Annotated in this window: 19 protein-coding genes and 5 tRNA genes; 17 read left to right on the plus strand and 7 right to left on the minus strand. The window is 69.2% G+C overall.

Annotated elements, in window-relative coordinates:
• Positions 1-129 precede the first annotated feature (129 nt).
• From OG782_RS27115 to OG782_RS27145, 7 genes are all read left to right on the plus strand, one after another.
• Complete coding sequence (locus tag OG782_RS27115) at positions 130-3,774, plus strand: DEAD/DEAH box helicase family protein (protein WP_406455241.1); 3,645 nt, start codon at positions 130-132, stop codon at positions 3,772-3,774.
• A gap of 18 nt (positions 3,775-3,792) precedes the next feature.
• On the plus strand, positions 3,793-4,512 hold the full coding sequence (locus OG782_RS27120) for an HAD family hydrolase (protein WP_406455243.1): 720 nt from the start codon (positions 3,793-3,795) through the stop codon (positions 4,510-4,512).
• A gap of 87 nt (positions 4,513-4,599) precedes the next feature.
• Positions 4,600-4,671, plus strand: a tRNA-Gln gene (locus tag OG782_RS27125).
• 35 nt (positions 4,672-4,706) lie between these two features.
• Positions 4,707-4,779, plus strand: a tRNA-Glu gene (locus tag OG782_RS27130).
• Positions 4,780-4,839: 60 nt separating this feature from the next.
• Positions 4,840-4,912: transfer RNA gene (locus OG782_RS27135), tRNA-Glu, on the plus strand.
• Between the two features lie 12 nt (positions 4,913-4,924).
• Positions 4,925-4,996 (plus strand) — tRNA-Gln (locus OG782_RS27140).
• Between the two features lie 35 nt (positions 4,997-5,031).
• Positions 5,032-5,104, plus strand: a tRNA-Glu gene (locus OG782_RS27145).
• Between the two features lie 81 nt (positions 5,105-5,185).
• Here OG782_RS27145 and OG782_RS27150 read toward each other — a convergent pair.
• Positions 5,186-5,827 (minus strand): MerR family transcriptional regulator, encoded by a 642-nt coding sequence (locus tag OG782_RS27150; RefSeq protein ID WP_406455245.1) that lies wholly within the window; start codon positions 5,825-5,827, stop codon positions 5,186-5,188.
• 89 nt (positions 5,828-5,916) lie between these two features.
• Between OG782_RS27150 and OG782_RS27155 the strand changes: the two genes are divergently transcribed.
• Positions 5,917-6,414, plus strand: a complete 498-nt coding sequence (locus tag OG782_RS27155) for a DUF4188 domain-containing protein (protein WP_406455247.1) — start codon at positions 5,917-5,919, stop codon at positions 6,412-6,414.
• 78 nt (positions 6,415-6,492) lie between these two features.
• On the opposite strand, the gene ndgR is transcribed toward OG782_RS27155, so the two are convergent.
• Positions 6,493-7,209 (minus strand): IclR family transcriptional regulator NdgR, encoded by a 717-nt coding sequence (gene ndgR, locus OG782_RS27160; RefSeq protein WP_024490257.1) that lies wholly within the window; start codon positions 7,207-7,209, stop codon positions 6,493-6,495.
• A gap of 174 nt (positions 7,210-7,383) precedes the next feature.
• Here ndgR and leuC point away from each other — a divergent pair, with 174 nt between their 5' ends.
• The 4 genes from leuC to OG782_RS27180 all read left to right on the plus strand — a co-directional run bounded on the left by leuC (position 7,384) and on the right by OG782_RS27180 (position 10,560).
• On the plus strand, positions 7,384-8,808 hold the full coding sequence (leuC, locus tag OG782_RS27165) for a 3-isopropylmalate dehydratase large subunit (protein ID WP_406455249.1): 1,425 nt from the start codon (positions 7,384-7,386) through the stop codon (positions 8,806-8,808).
• 5 nt (positions 8,809-8,813) lie between these two features.
• The gene (gene leuD / locus OG782_RS27170; RefSeq protein WP_406455251.1) at positions 8,814-9,407 is read left to right on the plus strand and encodes a 3-isopropylmalate dehydratase small subunit; all 594 of its coding nucleotides are present in this window, start codon (positions 8,814-8,816) and stop codon (positions 9,405-9,407) included.
• A gap of 104 nt (positions 9,408-9,511) precedes the next feature.
• Positions 9,512-9,739 carry a hypothetical protein gene (locus OG782_RS27175; protein WP_406455253.1) on the plus strand — a complete coding sequence of 76 codons (228 nt, stop codon included), beginning with the start codon at positions 9,512-9,514 and terminating at the stop codon, positions 9,737-9,739.
• A gap of 143 nt (positions 9,740-9,882) precedes the next feature.
• Positions 9,883-10,560: an HU family DNA-binding protein gene (locus OG782_RS27180; protein WP_406455255.1), complete on the plus strand. Its 678-nt coding sequence runs from the start codon at positions 9,883-9,885 to the stop codon at positions 10,558-10,560.
• Between the two features lie 93 nt (positions 10,561-10,653).
• Here OG782_RS27180 and OG782_RS27185 read toward each other — a convergent pair whose 3' ends face one another.
• Both OG782_RS27185 and cofC read right to left on the minus strand, forming a co-directional pair.
• Positions 10,654-10,857 carry a hypothetical protein gene (locus OG782_RS27185; protein ID WP_406455257.1) on the minus strand — a complete coding sequence of 68 codons (204 nt, stop codon included), beginning with the start codon at positions 10,855-10,857 and terminating at the stop codon, positions 10,654-10,656.
• A 10-nt stretch (positions 10,858-10,867) separates the two neighbouring features.
• Positions 10,868-11,551, minus strand: coding sequence for a 2-phospho-L-lactate guanylyltransferase (cofC, locus tag OG782_RS27190; RefSeq protein ID WP_406455259.1), 684 nt, complete (start codon positions 11,549-11,551; stop codon positions 10,868-10,870).
• A gap of 161 nt (positions 11,552-11,712) precedes the next feature.
• On the opposite strand from cofC, the gene OG782_RS27195 reads away from it, so the two are divergent.
• The 3 genes from OG782_RS27195 (at position 11,713) to OG782_RS27205 (ending at position 14,700) form a co-directional block, all read left to right on the plus strand.
• Positions 11,713-12,465: a lysophospholipid acyltransferase family protein gene (locus OG782_RS27195; protein WP_406455261.1), complete on the plus strand. Its 753-nt coding sequence runs from the start codon at positions 11,713-11,715 to the stop codon at positions 12,463-12,465.
• Entirely contained in the window at positions 12,462-13,472 is a 1,011-nt protein-coding gene (locus tag OG782_RS27200; protein ID WP_406455263.1) for an NAD(P)H-dependent glycerol-3-phosphate dehydrogenase, read from the plus strand. Before OG782_RS27195 ends, OG782_RS27200 begins: the two co-directional genes overlap by 4 nt.
• A gap of 70 nt (positions 13,473-13,542) precedes the next feature.
• The gene (locus OG782_RS27205) at positions 13,543-14,700 is read left to right on the plus strand and encodes a D-alanine--D-alanine ligase family protein (RefSeq protein ID WP_406455265.1); all 1,158 of its coding nucleotides are present in this window, start codon (positions 13,543-13,545) and stop codon (positions 14,698-14,700) included.
• A gap of 61 nt (positions 14,701-14,761) precedes the next feature.
• Here the strand turns inward: OG782_RS27205 and OG782_RS27210 are convergent, their stop codons facing one another.
• Both OG782_RS27210 and OG782_RS27215 read right to left on the minus strand, forming a co-directional pair.
• Complete coding sequence (locus OG782_RS27210; protein WP_406455267.1) at positions 14,762-15,250, minus strand: DUF3515 domain-containing protein; 489 nt, start codon at positions 15,248-15,250, stop codon at positions 14,762-14,764.
• Positions 15,251-15,270: 20 nt separating this feature from the next.
• On the minus strand, positions 15,271-15,504 hold the full coding sequence (locus OG782_RS27215; protein WP_371654947.1) for an Lrp/AsnC family transcriptional regulator: 234 nt from the start codon (positions 15,502-15,504) through the stop codon (positions 15,271-15,273).
• Positions 15,505-15,824: 320 nt separating this feature from the next.
• Here OG782_RS27215 and OG782_RS27220 point away from each other — a divergent pair, with 320 nt between their 5' ends.
• Both OG782_RS27220 and thiD read left to right on the plus strand, forming a co-directional pair.
• Entirely contained in the window at positions 15,825-16,796 is a 972-nt protein-coding gene (locus OG782_RS27220) for a thiamine-phosphate kinase (RefSeq protein WP_311310021.1), read from the plus strand.
• A gap of 10 nt (positions 16,797-16,806) precedes the next feature.
• Positions 16,807-17,616, plus strand: coding sequence for a bifunctional hydroxymethylpyrimidine kinase/phosphomethylpyrimidine kinase (thiD, locus tag OG782_RS27225; RefSeq protein ID WP_406455269.1), 810 nt, complete (start codon positions 16,807-16,809; stop codon positions 17,614-17,616).
• A 107-nt stretch (positions 17,617-17,723) separates the two neighbouring features.
• Here the strand turns inward: thiD and rpmB are convergent, their stop codons facing one another.
• Positions 17,724-17,909: a 50S ribosomal protein L28 gene (gene rpmB, locus OG782_RS27230; protein WP_003965989.1), complete on the minus strand. Its 186-nt coding sequence runs from the start codon at positions 17,907-17,909 to the stop codon at positions 17,724-17,726.
• Between the last annotated feature and the right edge of the window lie 246 nt (positions 17,910-18,155).

Raw genomic sequence — 18,155 nt, forward strand, 5'->3', positions numbered from 1 at the left:
TACACGAATCACCGCACCACCACGCCGACCGCGCCCGGTCTGGGGAGACCCGGGGTGCGGTCGGCGCTGCCGCATCACGTAGCTCACGGCCGCGTATCGCGACCGGAACAGGGGAGGGGCGCCACAGCGATGGCCAGCAACGAGCGGAACGACGGCATCGGCGACAGCAGAGGCGAGGCGAGTCCGCCGAAGCCCAAGCCGGGCCCGCGCCCCACCCCAGGCCCCCCGATGCCACGCCGGGCGCCGGATGAAGCCGCCGCCCGCCACATCGCTCGCCCCGCCGGGAACTTCGCGTTCCTCAAGGCCGAATGGCCGGCCCTCCACGAGGAAGCCACCCGCGCGGAGCGCCTCACCTACGCCGACCCCCGGGCCGCCTGCTTCTACGCCCGCCGGGCGATCGAGCTGGCCGTGCACTGGATGTATGACAAGGACGCCTCGCTGAGCGCCCCGTACAAGAGGGACCTCAACGCGATGCTCCACGAGCCGTCGTTCCGGACGCTCGTCGGGCCCACGGTGAACGCGAAGATGGACATCATCCGCCGCCAGGGCAACCACGCGGTCCACAAGCAGACCCCCGTACCCCCGCAGGCAGCCGTCGCGAGCCTGCGCGAGTTGTTCCACTCGCTCTACTGGTTCGCCCGCACCTATACGGGCCAGGCCCACGACCTCCCCACCGCGGGCATGGAGTTCGACTCCACCGCCATTCCGCGCCCGCTCTCTCCCGAGGCCCGTCTCAAGAAGCAGGCGGAACTGCGCAAGCAGGGGGAGGAGGACGAGAAGCGCTACCAGGAGCAGGCGGACGAGCTCGGCAAGGCCCGTGCGGCGAGCGAAGCCCTCGCCGCCCAGCTCGCCGAGCTCCAGGCCCAGATCGCGGCCGCCAAGGCCGCGAACCAGAAGGTCCAGGACACCCACGACTACGACGAGCTCGCCACCCGGAACACGTTCATAGACCTCCTCCTCAAGGAGGCCGGCTGGGACGTGGCGGCCGCCGGGGCCGACCCGGCGGGCAAGTTCACCACCGAGCGTCCGGTGGCAGGCATGCAGACCGCCTCCGGCAATGGCTACGCCGACTACGTTCTGTGGGGCGCGGACGGCAAGCCCCTCGCCGTCGTCGAGGCCAAGCGCACCCGCCGCGACCCCCGTGACGGCCAGCAGCAGGCAAAGCTGTACGCGGACGCTCTCGAAGCCGAGTTCAACCGCCGCCCGGTGATCTTCTACACCAACGGCTACGAGACCTACCTCTGGGACGACGGTCTGCGCTACCCGCCCCGCCAGGTCCAGGGCTTCCTCACCCACGACCAGCTCCACTGGCACGTGCGGCAGCGCGCGGGCCGGCTCTCGCTGACGACCACCCCGGTGAACGAGAAGATCGCCGGTCGCCCGTATCAGTTGCGCGCCATCAGGCGAGTCGGCGAGACGTACGAACGGGACCGTCAGCGCCAGGCCCTCCTCGTCATGGCGACCGGCACGGGCAAGACCCGTACCACGGTGGCCCTGGTCGACCAGCTCAAGAAGGCCGGATGGGCGCAGCGCGTGCTGTTCCTCGCCGACCGCGAGGCCCTGGTCATCCAGACGATGAAGGCGTTCAAGGAGCATCTCCCCAACACCCCCGTCGCCAGCCTCCTGGACGACAAGTCCGCCTCGGCGCACGTCTTCGTCTCCACCTACCAGACGATGATGAACCAGATCGACGTCACGGACAGCACGGGCCGCCGCCGTTTCGGTCCCGGCTACTTCGACCTCATCGTCATCGACGAGGCCCACCGTTCCGTCTATGCGAAGTACGGCGCGATCTTCCGCTACTTCGACTCGCTCCTCCTCGGTCTGACCGCCACCCCGAAGGACGAGATCGACCGCAACACGTACAAGCTGTTCCAGTTGGAGGACGGAGTTCCCACGGACTCCTACGGTCTGAACGAGGCGGTGGGGGAGGGGTACCTCGTACCGCCGAAGGCCGTGAACGTGCCGTTGAAGTTCATGGAGCGCGGCATCCGCTACGAGGAGCTCTCCGAGGAGGAGAAGGCCGAATGGGATGACAAGGAGTGGTCCGAGGACGGCGAGAAGCCGGACGCCGTCAGCCGCCACGAGATGAACAGGATCCTGTTCAACGAGGACACCGTCGACAAGATGCTGGAGGTCCTGGTCACCCAGGGCCACCGGGTCGAGGGCGGTGACCGCCTCGGCAAGACGATCATCTTCGCGAAGAACAACGAGCACGCCCGGTTCATCGAGGCCCGGTACAACGCCAGCTATCCCAAGGGTGCCGGCCACCAGGCACGAGTGATCACGTACAAGGAGACCTACCGCCAGTCCCTGATCGAGGACTTCTCCGCAGCGCGCAAGGAACCCGACATCGCGATCTCCGTCGACATGCTGGACACCGGCATCGACGTGCCGGAGGTGGTCAACCTGGTCTTCGCCAAGCCGGTCTTCTCCAAGACCAAGTTCTGGCAGATGATCGGCCGCGGCACCCGGCTGCGCCCGGCGCTGTTCGGGCCGGACGACACAAACCCCGATCACGCGAAGCAGAACTTCCGCGTCTTCGACTTCTGCGGCAACATCGACTTCTTCAACAGCGACCTCGCTGGCGTCGAAGCCCGTCAGGCACCCGCCCTGAGCGAGCGCCTGCTCGGTCTGCAACTGGACCTGCTGCGCAGCCTGGACCGCCGGGAGCAGCCGGACCCGGCCCGTGACGGCGGCCCCGACGCCATCGCGACCGAGCCGTCGGTCCGATGGGCCCTGGCCCACCGCCTGCACGCCACCGTTTCCGGTATGAACCCGGACAACTTCCTTGTCCGGCCGCACCGCCGCGAGATGGAGACGTTCGCAGACTTCCGCACGTGGCACCGCATCGACGATGAGGCCGAACACGCGGTACGCCAGAAGCTGCTCCACCTTCCCAGCGACCACGAGCCGGACCCCGATGAGACCCGCGAGGAGGCCAAGCGCTTCGACCTCATTGCCTTCCGGCTCCAGCTCGCGGCGCTGGAGGGCGGCAAGGAGTACGCCAAGCTGCGCCAGAAGGTCCGAGACCTCGCGGAGGACCTGCTCGGGAAGACCAATATCCCGGCGGTCGCCGAACAGCGCGAGCTTCTGGAGGCGGCAGCCGGCGAGGAGTGGTGGCAGGACGCCACGCTGCCGATGCTGGAAGATCTGCGCCGAAGGCTGCGAGGTCTGGCCAAACTGGTGGACCTCAAAGCCAAGAGGAAGATCGTCTACACCGACTTCGAGGACGAGTTCGGCGAGATCTCCGAGGCGGACATCAAGGATATGCCGACGGGCACGGACGAGCAGAGGTTCCGCCAGAAGGCCCGCGCGTACCTGCTTCGTCACGAGGACCAGCCGACCGTCCACAAGCTGCGTCACAACGAGCAGATCACCGAAGACGACCTGGCCGGTCTGGAGGAGATCTTTCTCGCCGAAGCGGTGGCCTCGCCCGAGGATCTGGACGAGGTACGGGCCGCCGGAGGTCTCGGCCTGTTCGTCCGGGCCCTGTGCGGACTGGACCGGCAGGCCGCTCAGCTGGCGTTCGAGGGTTTCATCGCAGGAAAGCAGTTGAGCGCAGCGCAGCTGGACTTCATCGCGCTCATCGTCGACGTCGTCGCGAAGCGGGGTGTGCTGGACGTCGGAGACCTGTACGAAGTCGGCAGTCCGTTCCACGACCGTGCCCCCGGTGGTCCGGACGACCTGTTCTCGCTGGAGGAGATCGACGATCTGAAGATCGTCTTCATCGGCCTGCGGAGCAGTGCAAAGCCCACCATGCTGGCCGCCTAGGTTTATACGCTGGGGCCCATGACGATCCGCGCGGTCCTCTGGGACATCGACGACACGATCTTCGACTACTCCGGTGCCGACCGCGTCGGCATGCGTAAGCACCTGCAGACCGAGGGCCTGCCCGAGGCGTACGCCTCCCTCGGGCAGGCCCTCGATGCGTGGAAGGCCATTACGGATGTGCAGTGGGCACGGTTCGCCGTCGGCGAGGTCGACTTCCAGGGGCAGCGCAGGGAGCGGGTGCGGGCGTTCCTGGGGCGGCGGCTGAGCGATGACGAGGCCGACGACTGGTTCGGTAGGCATGCCGGGCACTACGAGGCGGCCTGGGAACTGTTTCCGGACGTGGTGCCGGTCCTGGACCGGCTGGCGGACGGGTATCGCCACGCCGTCCTGTCGAACTCCAGCATCCTCAATCAGGACCGCAAGCTGCGTGCGCTCGGAGTGCGGGACCGCTTCGAGGCGGTGGTGTGTGCCGTTGAGCTGGGCATCTCCAAGCCCGCGGCAGGCGCCTTCCTCGCCGCCTGCGAACAACTGGACCTGCCGCCGGCGGACGTCGCCTATGTGGGGGACGAACCCGACATCGACGCAGGCGGCGCGACGGCCGCCGGGCTCACAGGGATCTGGCTGGACCGGCGCGGGCGGGGCGGGCGTCCCGAACTCGTCCGGATCACGGCCCTCGACCAGCTCCCCGGCCTGCTGGCGGTCAATACCCGTTTTGGAGCGCCGGACACCTTCAGGTAATGTTCTTCCTGCGCCGCCCGAACGGGCCGAAAGATCCGGCCGGGAAGCGTAATCAGAAGCAAAACCTCGTAAGGGGTTGCGTTTCATTGGGCTATGGTGTAATTGGCAACACTACGGTTTCTGGTACCGTCATTCTAGGTTCGAGTCCTGGTAGCCCAGCGCAAGACAGCAAGACGAGTAAGTTGCAGGAACAAGCCCCCGTTGTGTAGCGGCCTAGCACGCTGCCCTCTCACGGCAGTAGCGCCGGTTCAAATCCGGTCGGGGGTACAGATCCTTCCCGCGAGAACATCTGGGTCGCACCCACGTTCTTGATGCAGGATCGCTAGGGCCCCCGTTGTGTAGCGGCCTAGCACGCTGCCCTCTCACGGCAGTAGCGCCGGTTCGAATCCGGTCGGGGGTACTTGTAACACCATGGGCTATGGTGTAATTGGCAACACTACGGTTTCTGGTACCGTCATTCTAGGTTCGAGTCCTGGTAGCCCAGCGCAAGACTGCAAGACGAGTATGTTGCAGGAACAAGCCCCCGTTGTGTAGCGGCCTAGCACGCTGCCCTCTCACGGCAGTAGCGCCGGTTCAAATCCGGTCGGGGGTACAACAGAGCATCAGGCAGAGGCCCTTCACTCCGGTGAGGGGCCTTCTGCTTGTGTGTGCGGGCCGTTCGGCCCGGTCCGGCTCACAGGCCGTACCGCCGGGCCGACTCCTCCTCCTGGGCCAGCCGGCGCAGGGACGTCAGCAGCGGTTCGTACAGCACCGCCGAGGCCACTGCCATCTCGACCTGCTCGGACTGTGAGGGATAGGTCTCCATCATGTCGAGGTCGCGGACCGCGACTTGGTGCATGAGCCGCGCGTGGTCCGCCAAGTAGTCGCCCTCGCAGGGGTAGCCGAGGCGGATGAGGGCGGCCAGGGACGCCACGAGGGACCGGTGGACGGGGGAGAGGGCGCCGATCTCCTGCGCGGTGGTCCATCCCAACCGGTCCAGGAGCCGGTCGACTTCGGCGCGGGCGGCCACCGTCTCCGGGGCGTCCTCGTCGGGGTCCGGACCGTGCGGGAGCGACCAGAGCGCCGCGCCCAGGCGCATCGTCCGGCCGAGCGATTCGTCGTCGGCGTGGCCCAGCACCTCGCGGGCCGTGGCGACGGGAAGGCGGCCGACCTGGAGCAGCGCCCGGACGAGGCGCAGCCGTCGCAGGTGGCTCTCGTCGTACTCGGCCTGCGTCGCGCTCACCCGCCTGCCCGGCGGCAGCAGGCCCTCGCGCAGGTAGTACTTGATCGTCGCGGTCGTGATGCCGCTCTGTTCGCTCAGTTCCGAGAGTCGCATTCCGTGCCTTCCCTTGCCCCCGCCCCGTGGGCAGTGTCACTATCCAAGCATTGGATAGTGACACTCTCCAACACTCTCAGGGGGCCCGTATGTTCGCTCAGCCGATTCCGGGACGGACGACCGCAGCAGCCGAGGGGGAGGTGGTGGTGCTGCTGATCGGTATGCGGATCAATCACTTCCGGGGCGTGCACCACTGGCTCCCGGTCTTCACCGGGATGCTGCGCATGCTGCGGGAGTTGGGCCGGAACAAGGACCGGGGGCTGCTCGGCCACGTCCTGCTGTCCGGTTCGCCCAGGACGTACTACGTCGTCCAGTACTGGGAGTCGAAGGAGAAGCTGTACGCGTACGCGGCGGCGCCCGACATGTTCCACCGCAAGGCGTGGGCGATGATCAACCGCAAGGAGAAGAAGTCCCGGCAGCACGTGGGGCTGTGGCACGAGACCTACATCGTGCCGGAGGGCGGCTACGAGGCCATCTACGCCGATATGCCGGTGTACGGACTGGCCGCGGCGACCGGGTCGCTGCCGATCGAGGGGCGGGGCCGCCGTGCGGCGGACCGTCTCGCGCACCGCTCGCCGGTGAAGTGAGGCTCTGGGACGTCAGGTAGGGAGAAGGGGGCCGCCACGGCGCTGGGGCGGCCTCTTGTGCAGGGGGAGGGGCGTGGGTCAGCCCGTGCGGCGCAGTGCCTCGCTCAGCCGGGCGGCCGAGTCGATGATGGCCTGGGCGTGCATCCGGCCCGGGTGACGGGTCAGCCGCTCGATCGGTCCGGAGACCGAGACCGCCGCGACCACCCGGTTCGAGGGGCCGCGGACCGGTGCGGAGACCGAGGCGACGCCCGGTTCCCGCTCGCCGATCGACTGGGCCCAGCCGCGGCGCCGGACGCCGGAGAGCGCCGTCGCGGTGAACCGGGCGCCCTGGAGGCCCCGGTGCAGGCGCTCGGGCTCCTCCCAGGCCATCAGGATCTGCGCGGACGATCCCGCCTTCATGGTGAGCGTGGAGCCGACCGGCACGGTGTCCCGCAGTCCGGACAGTCGCTCCGCCGCCGCCACACAGATACGCATGTCGCCCTGCCGGCGATAGAGCTGGGCGCTCTCGCCGGTGATGTCGCGCAGGTGGGTGAGTACCGGTCCCGCCGTGGCGAGCAGACGGTCCTCGCCCGCCGCCGCCGCGAGCTCCGACAGGCGGGGGCCGAGAATGAAACGGCCCTGCATGTCCCTCGCCACCATGCGGTGGTGTTCCAGTGCCACGGCCAGTCGATGGGCCGTGGGTCGTGCGAGCCCGGTCGCCGCGACCAGCCCGGCGAGGGTGGCCGGACCGGACTCCAGGGCGCTCAATACCAGAGCTGCCTTGTCGAGAACGCCGACGCCGCTAGAGTTGTCCATACGACGATACTCGCGTCTCACTCTGTGAAACGCAAGTTCAATTTTCCAGGGAAGTTGCGAACCTGTACGGGCGGCCCCACAACGGCCCGTAGCCACCGCCCCGCACGGGGATCCGGACGGGGGCGCACCGAATCTCTAGTTGGGCCGGCGACGACGCCGGCCGGAGGGAAAGCGATGGGTAGGACACTCGCGGAGAAGGTTTGGGACGACCATGTCGTCCGGCGCGCCGAAGGTGAGCCCGACCTCCTCTACATCGATCTGCACCTGCTGCACGAGGTGACCAGCCCGCAGGCCTTCGACGGTCTGCGGCAGGCCGGACGCCCGGTGCGGCGCCTCGACCTCACCATCGCCACCGAGGACCACAACACCCCGACCCTCGACATCGACAAGCCGATCGCCGACCCGGTCTCCCGCGCACAGCTGGAGACCCTGCGCAAGAACTGCGCGGAGTTCGGCGTCCGGCTGCACTCGCTGGGAGACGTCGAGCAGGGCGTCGTGCACGTGGTCGGCCCGCAGCTGGGTCTGACCCAGCCCGGCACCACGGTCGTCTGTGGCGATTCCCACACGTCCACGCACGGCGCGTTCGGTGCGCTCGCGTTCGGTATCGGCACCAGCCAGGTCGAGCACGTACTGGCCACCCAGACGCTGCCGCTGGCCCGTCCGAAGACGATGGCGATCACCGTCGAGGGCGAACTGCCCGACAGCGTCACCGCCAAGGACCTGATCCTGGCGATCATCGCGCGGATCGGTACCGGCGGCGGTCAGGGCTACATCCTGGAATACCGCGGCTCCGCCATCGAGAAGCTCTCGATGGAGGCCCGGATGACCATCTGCAACATGTCGATCGAGGCCGGAGCGCGGGCCGGGATGATCGCCCCCGACCAGGCCACCTTCGACTACCTCCAGGGCCGTGACCACGCCCCGCAGGGCGAGGACTGGGACGCGGCCGTCGCCTACTGGAAGACGCTGCGCTCCGACGACGACGCGGTCTTCGACGCCGAGGTGGTCATCGAGGCCGCCGAACTGGCGCCGTTCGTCACCTGGGGCACCAACCCCGGCCAGGGCGCCCCGCTGTCGGCCAACGTCCCCGACCCTGCTTCGTACGAGGACGCCTCGGAGCGCAACGCCGCCGAAAAGGCGCTGGAGTACATGGGGTTGACCGCCGGCCAGCCGCTGCGCGAGATCAGCGTCGACACCGTCTTCGTAGGCTCCTGCACCAACGGCCGGATCGAGGACCTGCGCAACGCGGCCGCGATCCTGGACGGCCGCAAAGTCGCCGACGGCGTACGGATGCTGGTCGTCCCGGGCTCCGTCCGGGTCGCCCTCCAGGCCGTCGAGGAGGGCCTGGACAAGGTCTTCACCGCCGCCGGCGCCGAATGGCGGCACGCGGGCTGCTCGATGTGTCTCGGCATGAACCCCGACCAGCTGGCCCCCGGCGAGCGCTCCGCCTCGACCTCGAACCGCAACTTCGAGGGCCGGCAGGGCAAGGGCGGCCGCACGCACCTGGTCTCCCCGCAGGTCGCCGCCGCCACCGCCGTGCTGGGCCATCTGGCCTCGCCGGCCGACCTGTCCGACGCCCGTACGCCCGCCGGAGTCTGAGAATCATGGAAGCTTTCACCGCACACACCGGCCGGGCCGTCCCGCTGCGCCGCAGCAACGTCGACACCGACCAGATCATCCCCGCCCACTGGCTGAAGAAGGTCACCCGGGACGGCTTCGAGGACGGGCTCTTCGAGGCCTGGCGCAAGGACGAGAACTTCGTCCTCAACCGCCCGGAGCGCAAGGGAGCCTCGGTCCTGGTGGCCGGCCCCGACTTCGGTACCGGCTCGTCCCGCGAGCACGCCGTCTGGGCCCTCCAGAACTACGGCTTCAAGACCGTCATCTCCTCCCGGTTCGCCGACATCTTCCGCGGCAACTCGCTGAAGAACGGTCTGTTGACCGTGGTCCTGGACCAGCAGGTCGTCGACGCCCTGTGGGACCTGACGGAGGCCGACCCGACGGCCGAGGTCACCGTCGACCTGGAGACGCGGCAGGTCCTCGCCGAGGGCATCACCGCCGACTTCGAACTCGACGAGAACGCCCGCTGGCGCCTGCTGAACGGGCTGGACGACATCAGCCTCACTCTGCAGAACGAACCGGACATCGCGGGCTACGAGGCGGCCAGGCCGGCCCACAAACCCCGCACAATTAACGCCTGAGCAGCGGCTTTCCCGTACTGCGCCCCCTGCCTTCTGGTAGGGGGCGCAGTCGCTTGTTGAGCCCCCGTCGGGCGACAACTCGCCCCAGATGGCACAATCGGTGCATGGAAGGCGACAGCCAACTCAAGCTTTACGGCCAAGTCGCCGACCGATTGAAGGAAGCGCACTCACAAGTGCGTGCACTGCAAGTCCCGGAGGGCGTACGGATGGCGCTGAACCGGAAGCTGCTGGTCATCACGGCCGCGGCGAAGCACGATCTCCCAGATGCGGCAAGGCGTCTGGACCGGTTGATGAAGGACCTCGATGAGGGCCGATTCCCCGAAGGTGACTGACTCTGCGGAACAGCGCAGCGGTCGACTTCGTTGCGGCACTAGGGTGATTAGCCCGTTTCGTGTTTGATTTGCGGTATATATCTGCCTAACGTGCGAAAAAGCCTGAACACTTTCGTTCTGGCAATGTCTCCGAAGGGGAAGACGTGAACAAGGCGCAGCTCGTAGAAGCGATTGCCGACAAGGTCGGCGGCCGTCAGCAGGCCGCGGACGCCGTCGACGCGGTGCTCGACGCGATCGTCCGTGCGGTCGTCGCAGGTGACCGGGTTTCGGTCACCGGCTTCGGCTCGTTCGAGAAGGTCGACCGCCCCGCCCGCTACGCCCGCAACCCGCAGACGGGTGAGCGCGTACGGGTCAAGAAGACCTCGGTGCCCCGCTTCCGTGCGGGACAGGGCTTCAAGGACCTGGTGAGCGGCTCGAAGAAGCTCCCCAAGAACGACGTGGCCGTGAAGAAGGCCCCCAAGGGCAGCCTCTCGGGCGGTTCTTCCACCCGTACGACGGCCAAGGCCGCCGCCAAGAAGGCCACCGCGAAGAAGGCCGTGGCGACGAAGAAGGCCACCGCCAAGAAGACCGTGGCAGTGGCGAAGAAGACCACGGCCACCGCCAAGAAGACCACCGCGAAGAAGACGTCCGCGGCGGCGAAGAAGACCACGGCGGCCGCGAAGAAGGCGGCCCCCGCAGCGGCGAAGAAGGCCACGGCGGTCAAGAAGGCCGTCGCCGCCAAGACCGCGCCCGCCAAGAAGGCCACGGCGAAGAAGGCGCCCGCGAAGAAGACCACCGCGCGCAAGACCACGGCCAAGAAGGCCACCGCACGCAAGAAGTGAGACAGGGCAGCGCAGAAGCTCCTCACACGCGCCGGGCCGGGCTCCCCTCGGGGAGCCCGGCCCGCGGGCTGTCGGGGCCAGGTGGCGCGGCGCTCAGAAGGTCTGCAGGGTCACCAGGGTGATCCGCAGCGCGGCGCCCTCGCCCTCGCCCTCGATCCGCACCCGCTGACCCGGACGCAGCAGCCGCAGGCCGCCGGCGTCGAAGGCCGGGGCGTCGAAGTCCACCGGGGTGCCGTCGTCGAGCAGCACGCTGCCGGTGCGGCTCTCGGGGTCGTACGTGTACGAGGTCGCCTGCATGAACGGCAGCCTATCGGTCCCGCGCGGGTACCCCCGCGGCCCAGCGCCCCGCCGTGAACGGGCCGACGCCCAGGGCCAGCGCCGCCCGCAGATCGTCGCCGGTGTCCACGTCCTGACGTACCGAATCGATCCCGGACAGGGTGACTTCCGCGGCGCCCGATGCGAGATGCCGGGCCCGGGACGGACCGCCGAAAACAGGGCGCAATTCCACTTCTGGCCCAGCCGACAGAAATGTTGTTCCGATTCCCGCCGCATCGGGCACAAATGCACGGGGAAAAGCGGCGGAAAATTCGAGCACTCGGGACAATTCCGCCGGACGCAGTGCGGGCAGATCCGCGTTGAGCGCGGCGACGGCCGCATTCGGCCGGGCCGCACGGACCGTACGCTCGCCGTGTGCGAGGGCGGCGTTGAGCCCGGCGGCCGGGACATCGGCCACGATGCGGGCGCCGAGTGCCGCCAGCGCGGCCCCGGCTGCCGCGTCGTCCGTGACGACCACCACATCGGCCACGGCCGGGCAGCCGAGCGCGGCGGCCACCGTGTCCTGGGCGAAGGCCAGGGCCAGCCGGGGCCGCAGCAGTGCGCCCGAGGCGGGCACCAGCCTGCTCTTGGCCCGCGCCAAGGGCTTCAACGGGACGACCAGGGACCAGAGGCCGGTCGGGTCGGTGTTCGTGGCGGTCTCCCCCTCGATGCGCATCGCCGCCTATTCTCGCCTGCCGGTGCGACAACCCGGAGGGTCGGCCTCGGAGGCGGGGCGTACGGTGTTCTCGACAGAGCAGGGGCCTGGGGCGAGACTTGACCGTCAGTAGTCAGGCAGCAATCAGTTCCACAGCCGCATTGATAGAGGAAGGTGTCCGAGTGTCCCGCCGCAGAATCGGCTTCTGGTACCGCCTGGCGGCGGTCATCGCGAAACCGCCGCTGGTGGTTCTGTTCAAGCGCGACTGGCGGGGAATGGAACACATTCCGGCCGACGGCGGATTCATCACCGCGGTCAACCACAACTCGTACCTGGACCCGCTTTCGTACGGGCATTTCCAGTACAACACCGGACGGGTGCCGCGGCTCCTCGCCAAGGCGGGACTGTTCAAGACCCCCTTCGTCGGGATGATGCTGCGCGGCACCGGCCAGATTCCCGTGTACCGCGAGACCACCAACGCCCTGGACGCCTTCCGGGCCGCCGTCGACGCCATCGAGCGCGGTGAGTGCGTCGCCTTCTATCCCGAGGGCACCCTCACCCGCGACCCCGAGATGTGGCCGATGGCCGGCAAGACCGGTGCCGCCCGCGTCGCGTTGATGACCAGGGCCCCCGTCATCCCCGTCGCCCAGTGGGGCGCCAACCTGGCGATGCCGCCCTACGCCTCGGACAACAAGCTGCGGCTCTTCCCCCGCAAGACCCTCCAGGTCCAGGCGGGTCCGCCCGTCGACCTGTCCCGGTTCTACGACAGGGAACCGACCCCCGAAGTGCTGCGCGAGGCGACCGAGGTCATCATGCTCGCGGTCACCGCACAGCTGGAGGAGGTGCGCGGGCAGAAGGCGCCCGCCGGCCTCTACGACCACCGCAAGGCCCGTGCAGAACAGCGGCGCAAGGCCGAAGGAGAGGGACCCAAGTGACGCACCCCGTAAAGGCAGCCGTCTTCGGAACCGGCTCATGGGGTACGGCCTTCGGCATGGTCCTCGCCGACGCGGGCTGCGAGGTCACCCTCTGGGGGCGCCGGGCCGAGGTCGCCGAGGCCATCAACACGACCCGTACCAACCCCGGCTACCTCCCGGGCATCGAACTCCCCGCGTCCGTCCGGGCCACCACGGACGCCGCCGAGGCGCTGCGCGGCGCCGACTTCGCGGTACTCGTCGTGCCGTCCCAGACGCTGCGCGACAACCTCGCCGCATGGGCCCCGCACCTGGAGCCGCAGACGGTGCTCGTCTCCCTGATGAAGGGCGTCGAACTCGGCACCGCGAAGCGGATGAGCGAGGTCATCGAGGACGTCACCAAGGTCTCCGCCGACCGCGTCGCCGTCATCACCGGGCCCAACCTCGCCAAGGAGATCGCCGAACGACGGCCCGCCGCCGCCGTCGTCGCCTGCCGGGACGAGTCCGTCGCGCGCCGCCTCCAGGCCGCCTGCCACACCTCGTACTTCCGCCCGTACACCAGCACCGACGTGGTCGGCTGCGAACTGGGCGGCGCCGTCAAGAACGTCATCGGGCTGGCCGTCGGCATCGCCGACGGCATGGGGCTCGGCGACAACGCCAAGGGGTCGCTCATCACCCGCGGCCTCGCCGAGACCATCCGGCTGGGCCTGGCCATGGGCGCCGACCCGCTGACCTTCTCCGGGCTCGCCGGCCTCGGCGACCTGGTGGCGACGTGCTCCTCGCCGCTCTCGCGCAACCACACCTTCGGCACCAACCTCGGCCGCGGGATGACGCTCCAGGAGACCATCGCGGTCACCAAGCAGACCGCCGAGGGCGTCAAGTCGTGCCAGTCGGTGCTCGACCTGGCCCGCCGTCACGGCGTCGAGATGCCCCTCACCGAGACGGTCGTCGGCATCGTCCACGAGGGCAAGCCGCCGATGGTCGCGCTCAAGGAGCTCATGTCGCGCAGCGCCAAGGCCGAGCGGCACTGAGCCGGTTCACCCGCCGGGCGGCACCGGCCACGCTGACTCGGCCAGTACCAGCAGGTACGCTCATCGCGATATGAGCAGCGAGAACCTCCCCCAGAGCACGGAGCAGCAGCTCCGCAAGCCGCGTGTGGCCGTCGTGTTCGGCGGCCGCAGCTCCGAACACGGCATTTCGGTCGTCACGGCCGGCGCCGTCCTGAACGCCATCGACCGGACCAAGTACGACGTCCTGCCGATCGGCATCACGACGGACGGCCGCTGGGCGCTCACCGCCGACGCACCCGAGCGCATGGCCATCACGGACCGGAAGATGCCGGACGTGGACCAGCTGGCCGAGTCCGAGGAGGGCGGCGTGGTGCTCTCCGTCGACCCCGGCAGCCGCGAAGTGGTCTACAGCGAGCCAGGATCGGTCCCCAAGGTGCTCGGCGAGGTCGACGTCGTCTTCCCCGTCCTGCACGGCCCCTACGGCGAGGACGGCACGCTCCAGGGCCTCCTGGAGCTCTCCGGAGTGCCCTACGTCGGCGCCGGTGTGCTCGCCTCGGCGGTCGGCCAGGACAAGGAGTACATGAAGCGGGTCTTCACCTCCTTCGGGCTCCCCGTCGGCCCGTACGTCGTCGTGCGCCCCCGCGAGTGGGACAACGACCCGCAGGGCGCCCGCAAGCGCATCACGGAGTTCGCCGGCGAGCACGGCTGGCCGCTCTTCATCAAGCCCGCCCGGGCCGGTTCGTCCATCGGCATCACCAAGGTCGACGACGCCTCCGGCCTCGACGAGGCGATCGAGGAGGCCCGCCGCCACGACCCCAAGTTCCTCGTGGAGTCGCTCCTGCGGGGCCGCGAGATCGAGTGCGGAGTGCTGGAGTTCGAGGACGGACCGCGCGCCAGCGTGCCGGCCGAGATCCCGCCGGTCACCTCGCACGACTTCTACGACTTCGAGGCCAAGTACATCGACGCGGCGTCCGGCATCGTGCCGGCCCCGCTCACCGACGAGGAGACCGCCGAGGTCCAGCGGCTCGCGGTCGACGCCTTCGAGGCCGCCTCCTGCGAGGGCCTGGTGCGCGCCGACTTCTTCCTCACCGACGGCGGCGGCTTCGTGATCAACGAGATCAACACCCTGCCGGGATTCACCCCGATCTCCATGTACCCGCGCATGTGGCAGGAGAGCGGCGTCAGCTACCAGGAGCTGGTGGACCGGCTCATCCAGGCGGCGCTGGACCGGCCGACCGGTCTGCGCTGAGACATCACCGACGCGTCCCAGGGCGTGTGCTCCGCACCGGAGCGCACGCCCTGTGGGCTGCTTACAGGCTGTTGGGGACCGTCTTCTTCACCGCCGGGGCGAAGGCCGCCAGCGGAGTCGCGTCGTGCGCGTACGCCTCCGAGAGCGTGACCTCGACGTATGCCTTGCGCAGAGTCGTCGTGAAGCGGGGCCCGTCGTCCTCCCGCTGCTCCAGCATCCAGTTGACGCCGTCGGCCTCGGCGGCCTTCGACTGGGCGTCGTCCATCTTCGCCGGGCGCGGCACACCGCAGCGCAGTACGATCGCCCCGTCCCCCCACCCGGCGGTCAGGTCCGAACCGGGCCTGGGATCACTGCGCTCCAGACCGGCGACGGTATCCGGCAGCTCCTTGTGCAACGCACGGCAGTAGGCTGCGGCTTCCGGGGACGGACTGGGAACCGTGACCGACGCCGAGGCGTCGCCCGAGGAACAACCCGTCGCGGCCATGAGCAGCAGGGCAACGGACGGACCGAGGAACACGGGGTGGGGGAGCCGGCGGCAGAAGGACGTCACCGGCCCAGCGTAGACGGGGGCTACAGGTGAACGACCGGGCAGGTCAGGGTTCGGGTGATGCCGTCCACTTGCTGGACTCTTGCCACCACCATGCGTCCGAGTTCATCGACCGTGTCGGCCTGAGCGCGCACGATCACGTCGTAGGGGCCGGTGACGTCCTCTGCCTGGATCACTCCCGGAATCTTGGCGATGGTCTCGGCGACGGTCGACGCCTTGCCCACCTCGGTCTGAATAAGGATGTACGCCTGTACCACGGAACCTCCAGGGCGGCCACGAGGATCATGTGGGGGAAAGGGACGCCACGTTATCGCGTTGCCACGGGCCACGGGGAGACCTGCGGGCCGGATGACGCCCACAGCGTGGCGTACAGAACACACAAGTTGACGTATCTCTTGACAGTACCGACAGCAGTGACGGCCCGCGACCGCAAGCCCGGAGGGGCAGACGGGGGACAGGCGTGCCCGTGACCACCGGGGCGCACCGGCCCGGGGGACGGCCTGTCCACGGTCCGGACATCCGGCCGCTGAAGCAGGCCGGACTCGCGTCCGGCCCCATAGATGAGAGGTGAGACTCGGTGAAGGGAACCGTGGGCGAGTTGGGGGAGTTCGGGCTCATCAGAGAGCTGACGTCCCGGCTCACCACCACTCCGGCGGTACGACTGGGGCCAGGCGACGACGCCGCGGTCGTCACCGCCCCCGACCGCAGGGTCGTGGCCAGCACGGACATCCTGCTGGAGGGGCGGCACTTCCGGCGTGACTGGTCGACGGCGTACGACGTCGGCCGCAAGGCCGCCGCACAGAACCTCGCCGACATCGCCGCCATGGGGGCCGTGCCCACCGCACTGCTCCTCGGCCTCGTCGTCCCCGCCGAACTCCCGGTCACCTGGGCCGGCGAGCTGATGGACGGCATCCGGGACGAGTGCCAGGTCGCGGGGGCGGCCGTGGTCGGCGGCGATGTGGTGCGCGGCGACACGATCACCGTCGCGATCACCGCGCTCGGCGACCTGCGCAACCACGAACCCGTCACCAGGGCGGGCGCCCAGCCCGGCGACGTCGTCGCCGTCACCGGCTGGCTCGGCTGGTCCGCCGCCGGGTACGCCGTCCTGTCCCGCGGCTTCCGCTCGCCCCGCGCCTTCGTCGAGGCCCACCGGCGCCCCGAACCGCCCTACCACGCGGGCCCCGCGGCGGCCGGGCTCGGCGCCACCGCGATGACCGACGTCAGCGACGGGCTCGTCGCCGACCTCGGGCACATCGCCGAGGCCAGCAAGGTACGGATCGACCTGCGCTCCGGACTCATCGACATCCCGTCCCAGATGTCCGACATCGGGCAGGCCGTCGGCGTGGACCCGCTCCAGTGGGTGCTCACCGGCGGTGAGGACCACGCGATCGTCGCGACGTTCCCGCCCGATGTGAAGCTGCCGGCCCGCTGGAAGGTGATCGGCGAGGTCCTCAACCCCTCGGCCCTGCCGCAGGTGACGGTCGACGGGGCGCCCTGGACCAGCAAGAGCGGCTGGGACCACTTCGGGGACATCGAGGACGCCCAGTAGATTGCGGCGTATGCCCATACCCTCCGCCCCGCCGCCCCGAGTGCTCACCGTCGCCGGATCCGATTCCGGCGGCGGTGCGGGCATCCAGGCCGACCTGAAGACGATGCTGGCGTTCAGAACGCACGGCATGAGCGTGCTGACCGCCGTCACCGCGCAGAACTCCCTGGGTGTCCAGGGCGCCTGGGAACTGCCCGCGGAAGCCGTACGCGCCCAGTACCGCAGCGTCGTGGACGACATCGGCGTGAGCGCGGTCAAGACCGGCATGCTGTCGTCGGCGGTGCTCGTGGAGACCGTCGCCGCACTCCTCGCCGGTACCGACGCCCCGGCCGTCGTCGACCCGGTCGGCGTCTCCAAGCACGGAGACCCGCTCCTGGCCGCCGAGGCGCTCGATTCCGTCCGTACGAAACTGCTTCCCGTCGCGACCGTGGCGACCCCGAACCTCGACGAAGTGGCACAGCTCACGGGCATCACGGTCACCGACGAGGCCGGAATGCGGCGGGCCGCGGCCGAACTGCTCGGATACGGGCCCCGCTGGGTGGTCATCAAGGGCGGCCATCTGCCGGGCGAACCCGTCGACCTGCTCACGGACGGCTCCGAGGAGCACTGGCTGCGCGCACCCCGCCACGACAACCGGCACACCCACGGCACGGGCTGCACCCTCGCCTCCGCGATCGCCTGCGGGCTCGCCGGGGGACAGGACGTGCCGACGGCGGTACGGGCCGCGAAGGCGTACGTCACCGGGGCGATCGCGGCGGGTTTCCCGCTGGGCTCGGGGATCGGCCCGGTCGACCACGGGTGGCGGCTGCGGGACGGCGGCTGACCCGCCCCGCTCCCTCCCGGTGGAGCGGGGGAGCACAGCAAAAAGCCGGTCCACCGAGGTGGACCGGCTTTTTGGGCAACCGGTAAGGCTGCGCTACGACGGGAACGTCAGCGCGCGACCTTGCCGGCCTTGATGCACGAGGTGCAGACGTTGAGCCGCTTCGGCGTCCGCCCGACCACGGCACGCACGCGCTGGATGTTGGGATTCCAGCGACGGGACGTACGGCGGTGCGAGTGCGAAATGCTGTTGCCGAAGCTCGGCCCCTTGCCGCAAACGTCGCAGTTGGCAGCCACGGGTCACTCCAAAGACTTCAGGTGCACTTACAGTGAATTCCGGCACGCCGGAATCATTGACTGAAGTGGCGGTACCGGGGGAATGTCCCGACTCTCGTCGGGCAACCGAAGCAGCATACAACGGCTGCGTCGGAGATACGAAACTACCATGGGTTCAACAGCCGCCCGCCCCGCCCCGGAACCCGCCGCACCCGCCGGCCGGGGCTACTCTGCGGTGCAGCCCGCCGCCCCAGTCCGTGTTCCGAG

Origin of the sequence: Streptomyces sp. NBC_00876, from assembly GCF_045207435.1 — a bacterium.
GTDB lineage: Bacteria > Actinomycetota > Actinomycetes > Streptomycetales > Streptomycetaceae > Streptomyces.

Bases quoted from the DNA above. Each gene is read 5' to 3' on its own strand.
- OG782_RS27150 (WP_406455245.1), bottom strand. From the start codon at position 5,827: ATGCGACTCTCGGAACTGAGCGAACAGAGCGGCATCACGACCGCGACG.
- leuD (WP_406455251.1), top strand. From the start codon at position 8,814: ATGGAAGCTTTCACCGCACACACCGGCCGGGCCGTCCCGCTGCGCCGC.
- OG782_RS27205 (WP_406455265.1), top strand. From the start codon at position 13,543: ATGAGCAGCGAGAACCTCCCCCAGAGCACGGAGCAGCAGCTCCGCAAG.
- thiD (WP_406455269.1), top strand. From the start codon at position 16,807: ATGCCCATACCCTCCGCCCCGCCGCCCCGAGTGCTCACCGTCGCCGGA.
- ndgR (WP_024490257.1), bottom strand. From the start codon at position 7,209: ATGGACAACTCTAGCGGCGTCGGCGTTCTCGACAAGGCAGCTCTGGTA.
- cofC (WP_406455259.1), bottom strand. From the start codon at position 11,551: ATGCGCATCGAGGGGGAGACCGCCACGAACACCGACCCGACCGGCCTC.
- OG782_RS27185 (WP_406455257.1), bottom strand. From the start codon at position 10,857: ATGCAGGCGACCTCGTACACGTACGACCCCGAGAGCCGCACCGGCAGC.
- OG782_RS27175 (WP_406455253.1), top strand. From the start codon at position 9,512: ATGGAAGGCGACAGCCAACTCAAGCTTTACGGCCAAGTCGCCGACCGA.
- OG782_RS27115 (WP_406455241.1), top strand. From the start codon at position 130: ATGGCCAGCAACGAGCGGAACGACGGCATCGGCGACAGCAGAGGCGAG.
- OG782_RS27120 (WP_406455243.1), top strand. From the start codon at position 3,793: ATGACGATCCGCGCGGTCCTCTGGGACATCGACGACACGATCTTCGAC.
- leuC (WP_406455249.1), top strand. From the start codon at position 7,384: ATGGGTAGGACACTCGCGGAGAAGGTTTGGGACGACCATGTCGTCCGG.
- OG782_RS27155 (WP_406455247.1), top strand. From the start codon at position 5,917: ATGTTCGCTCAGCCGATTCCGGGACGGACGACCGCAGCAGCCGAGGGG.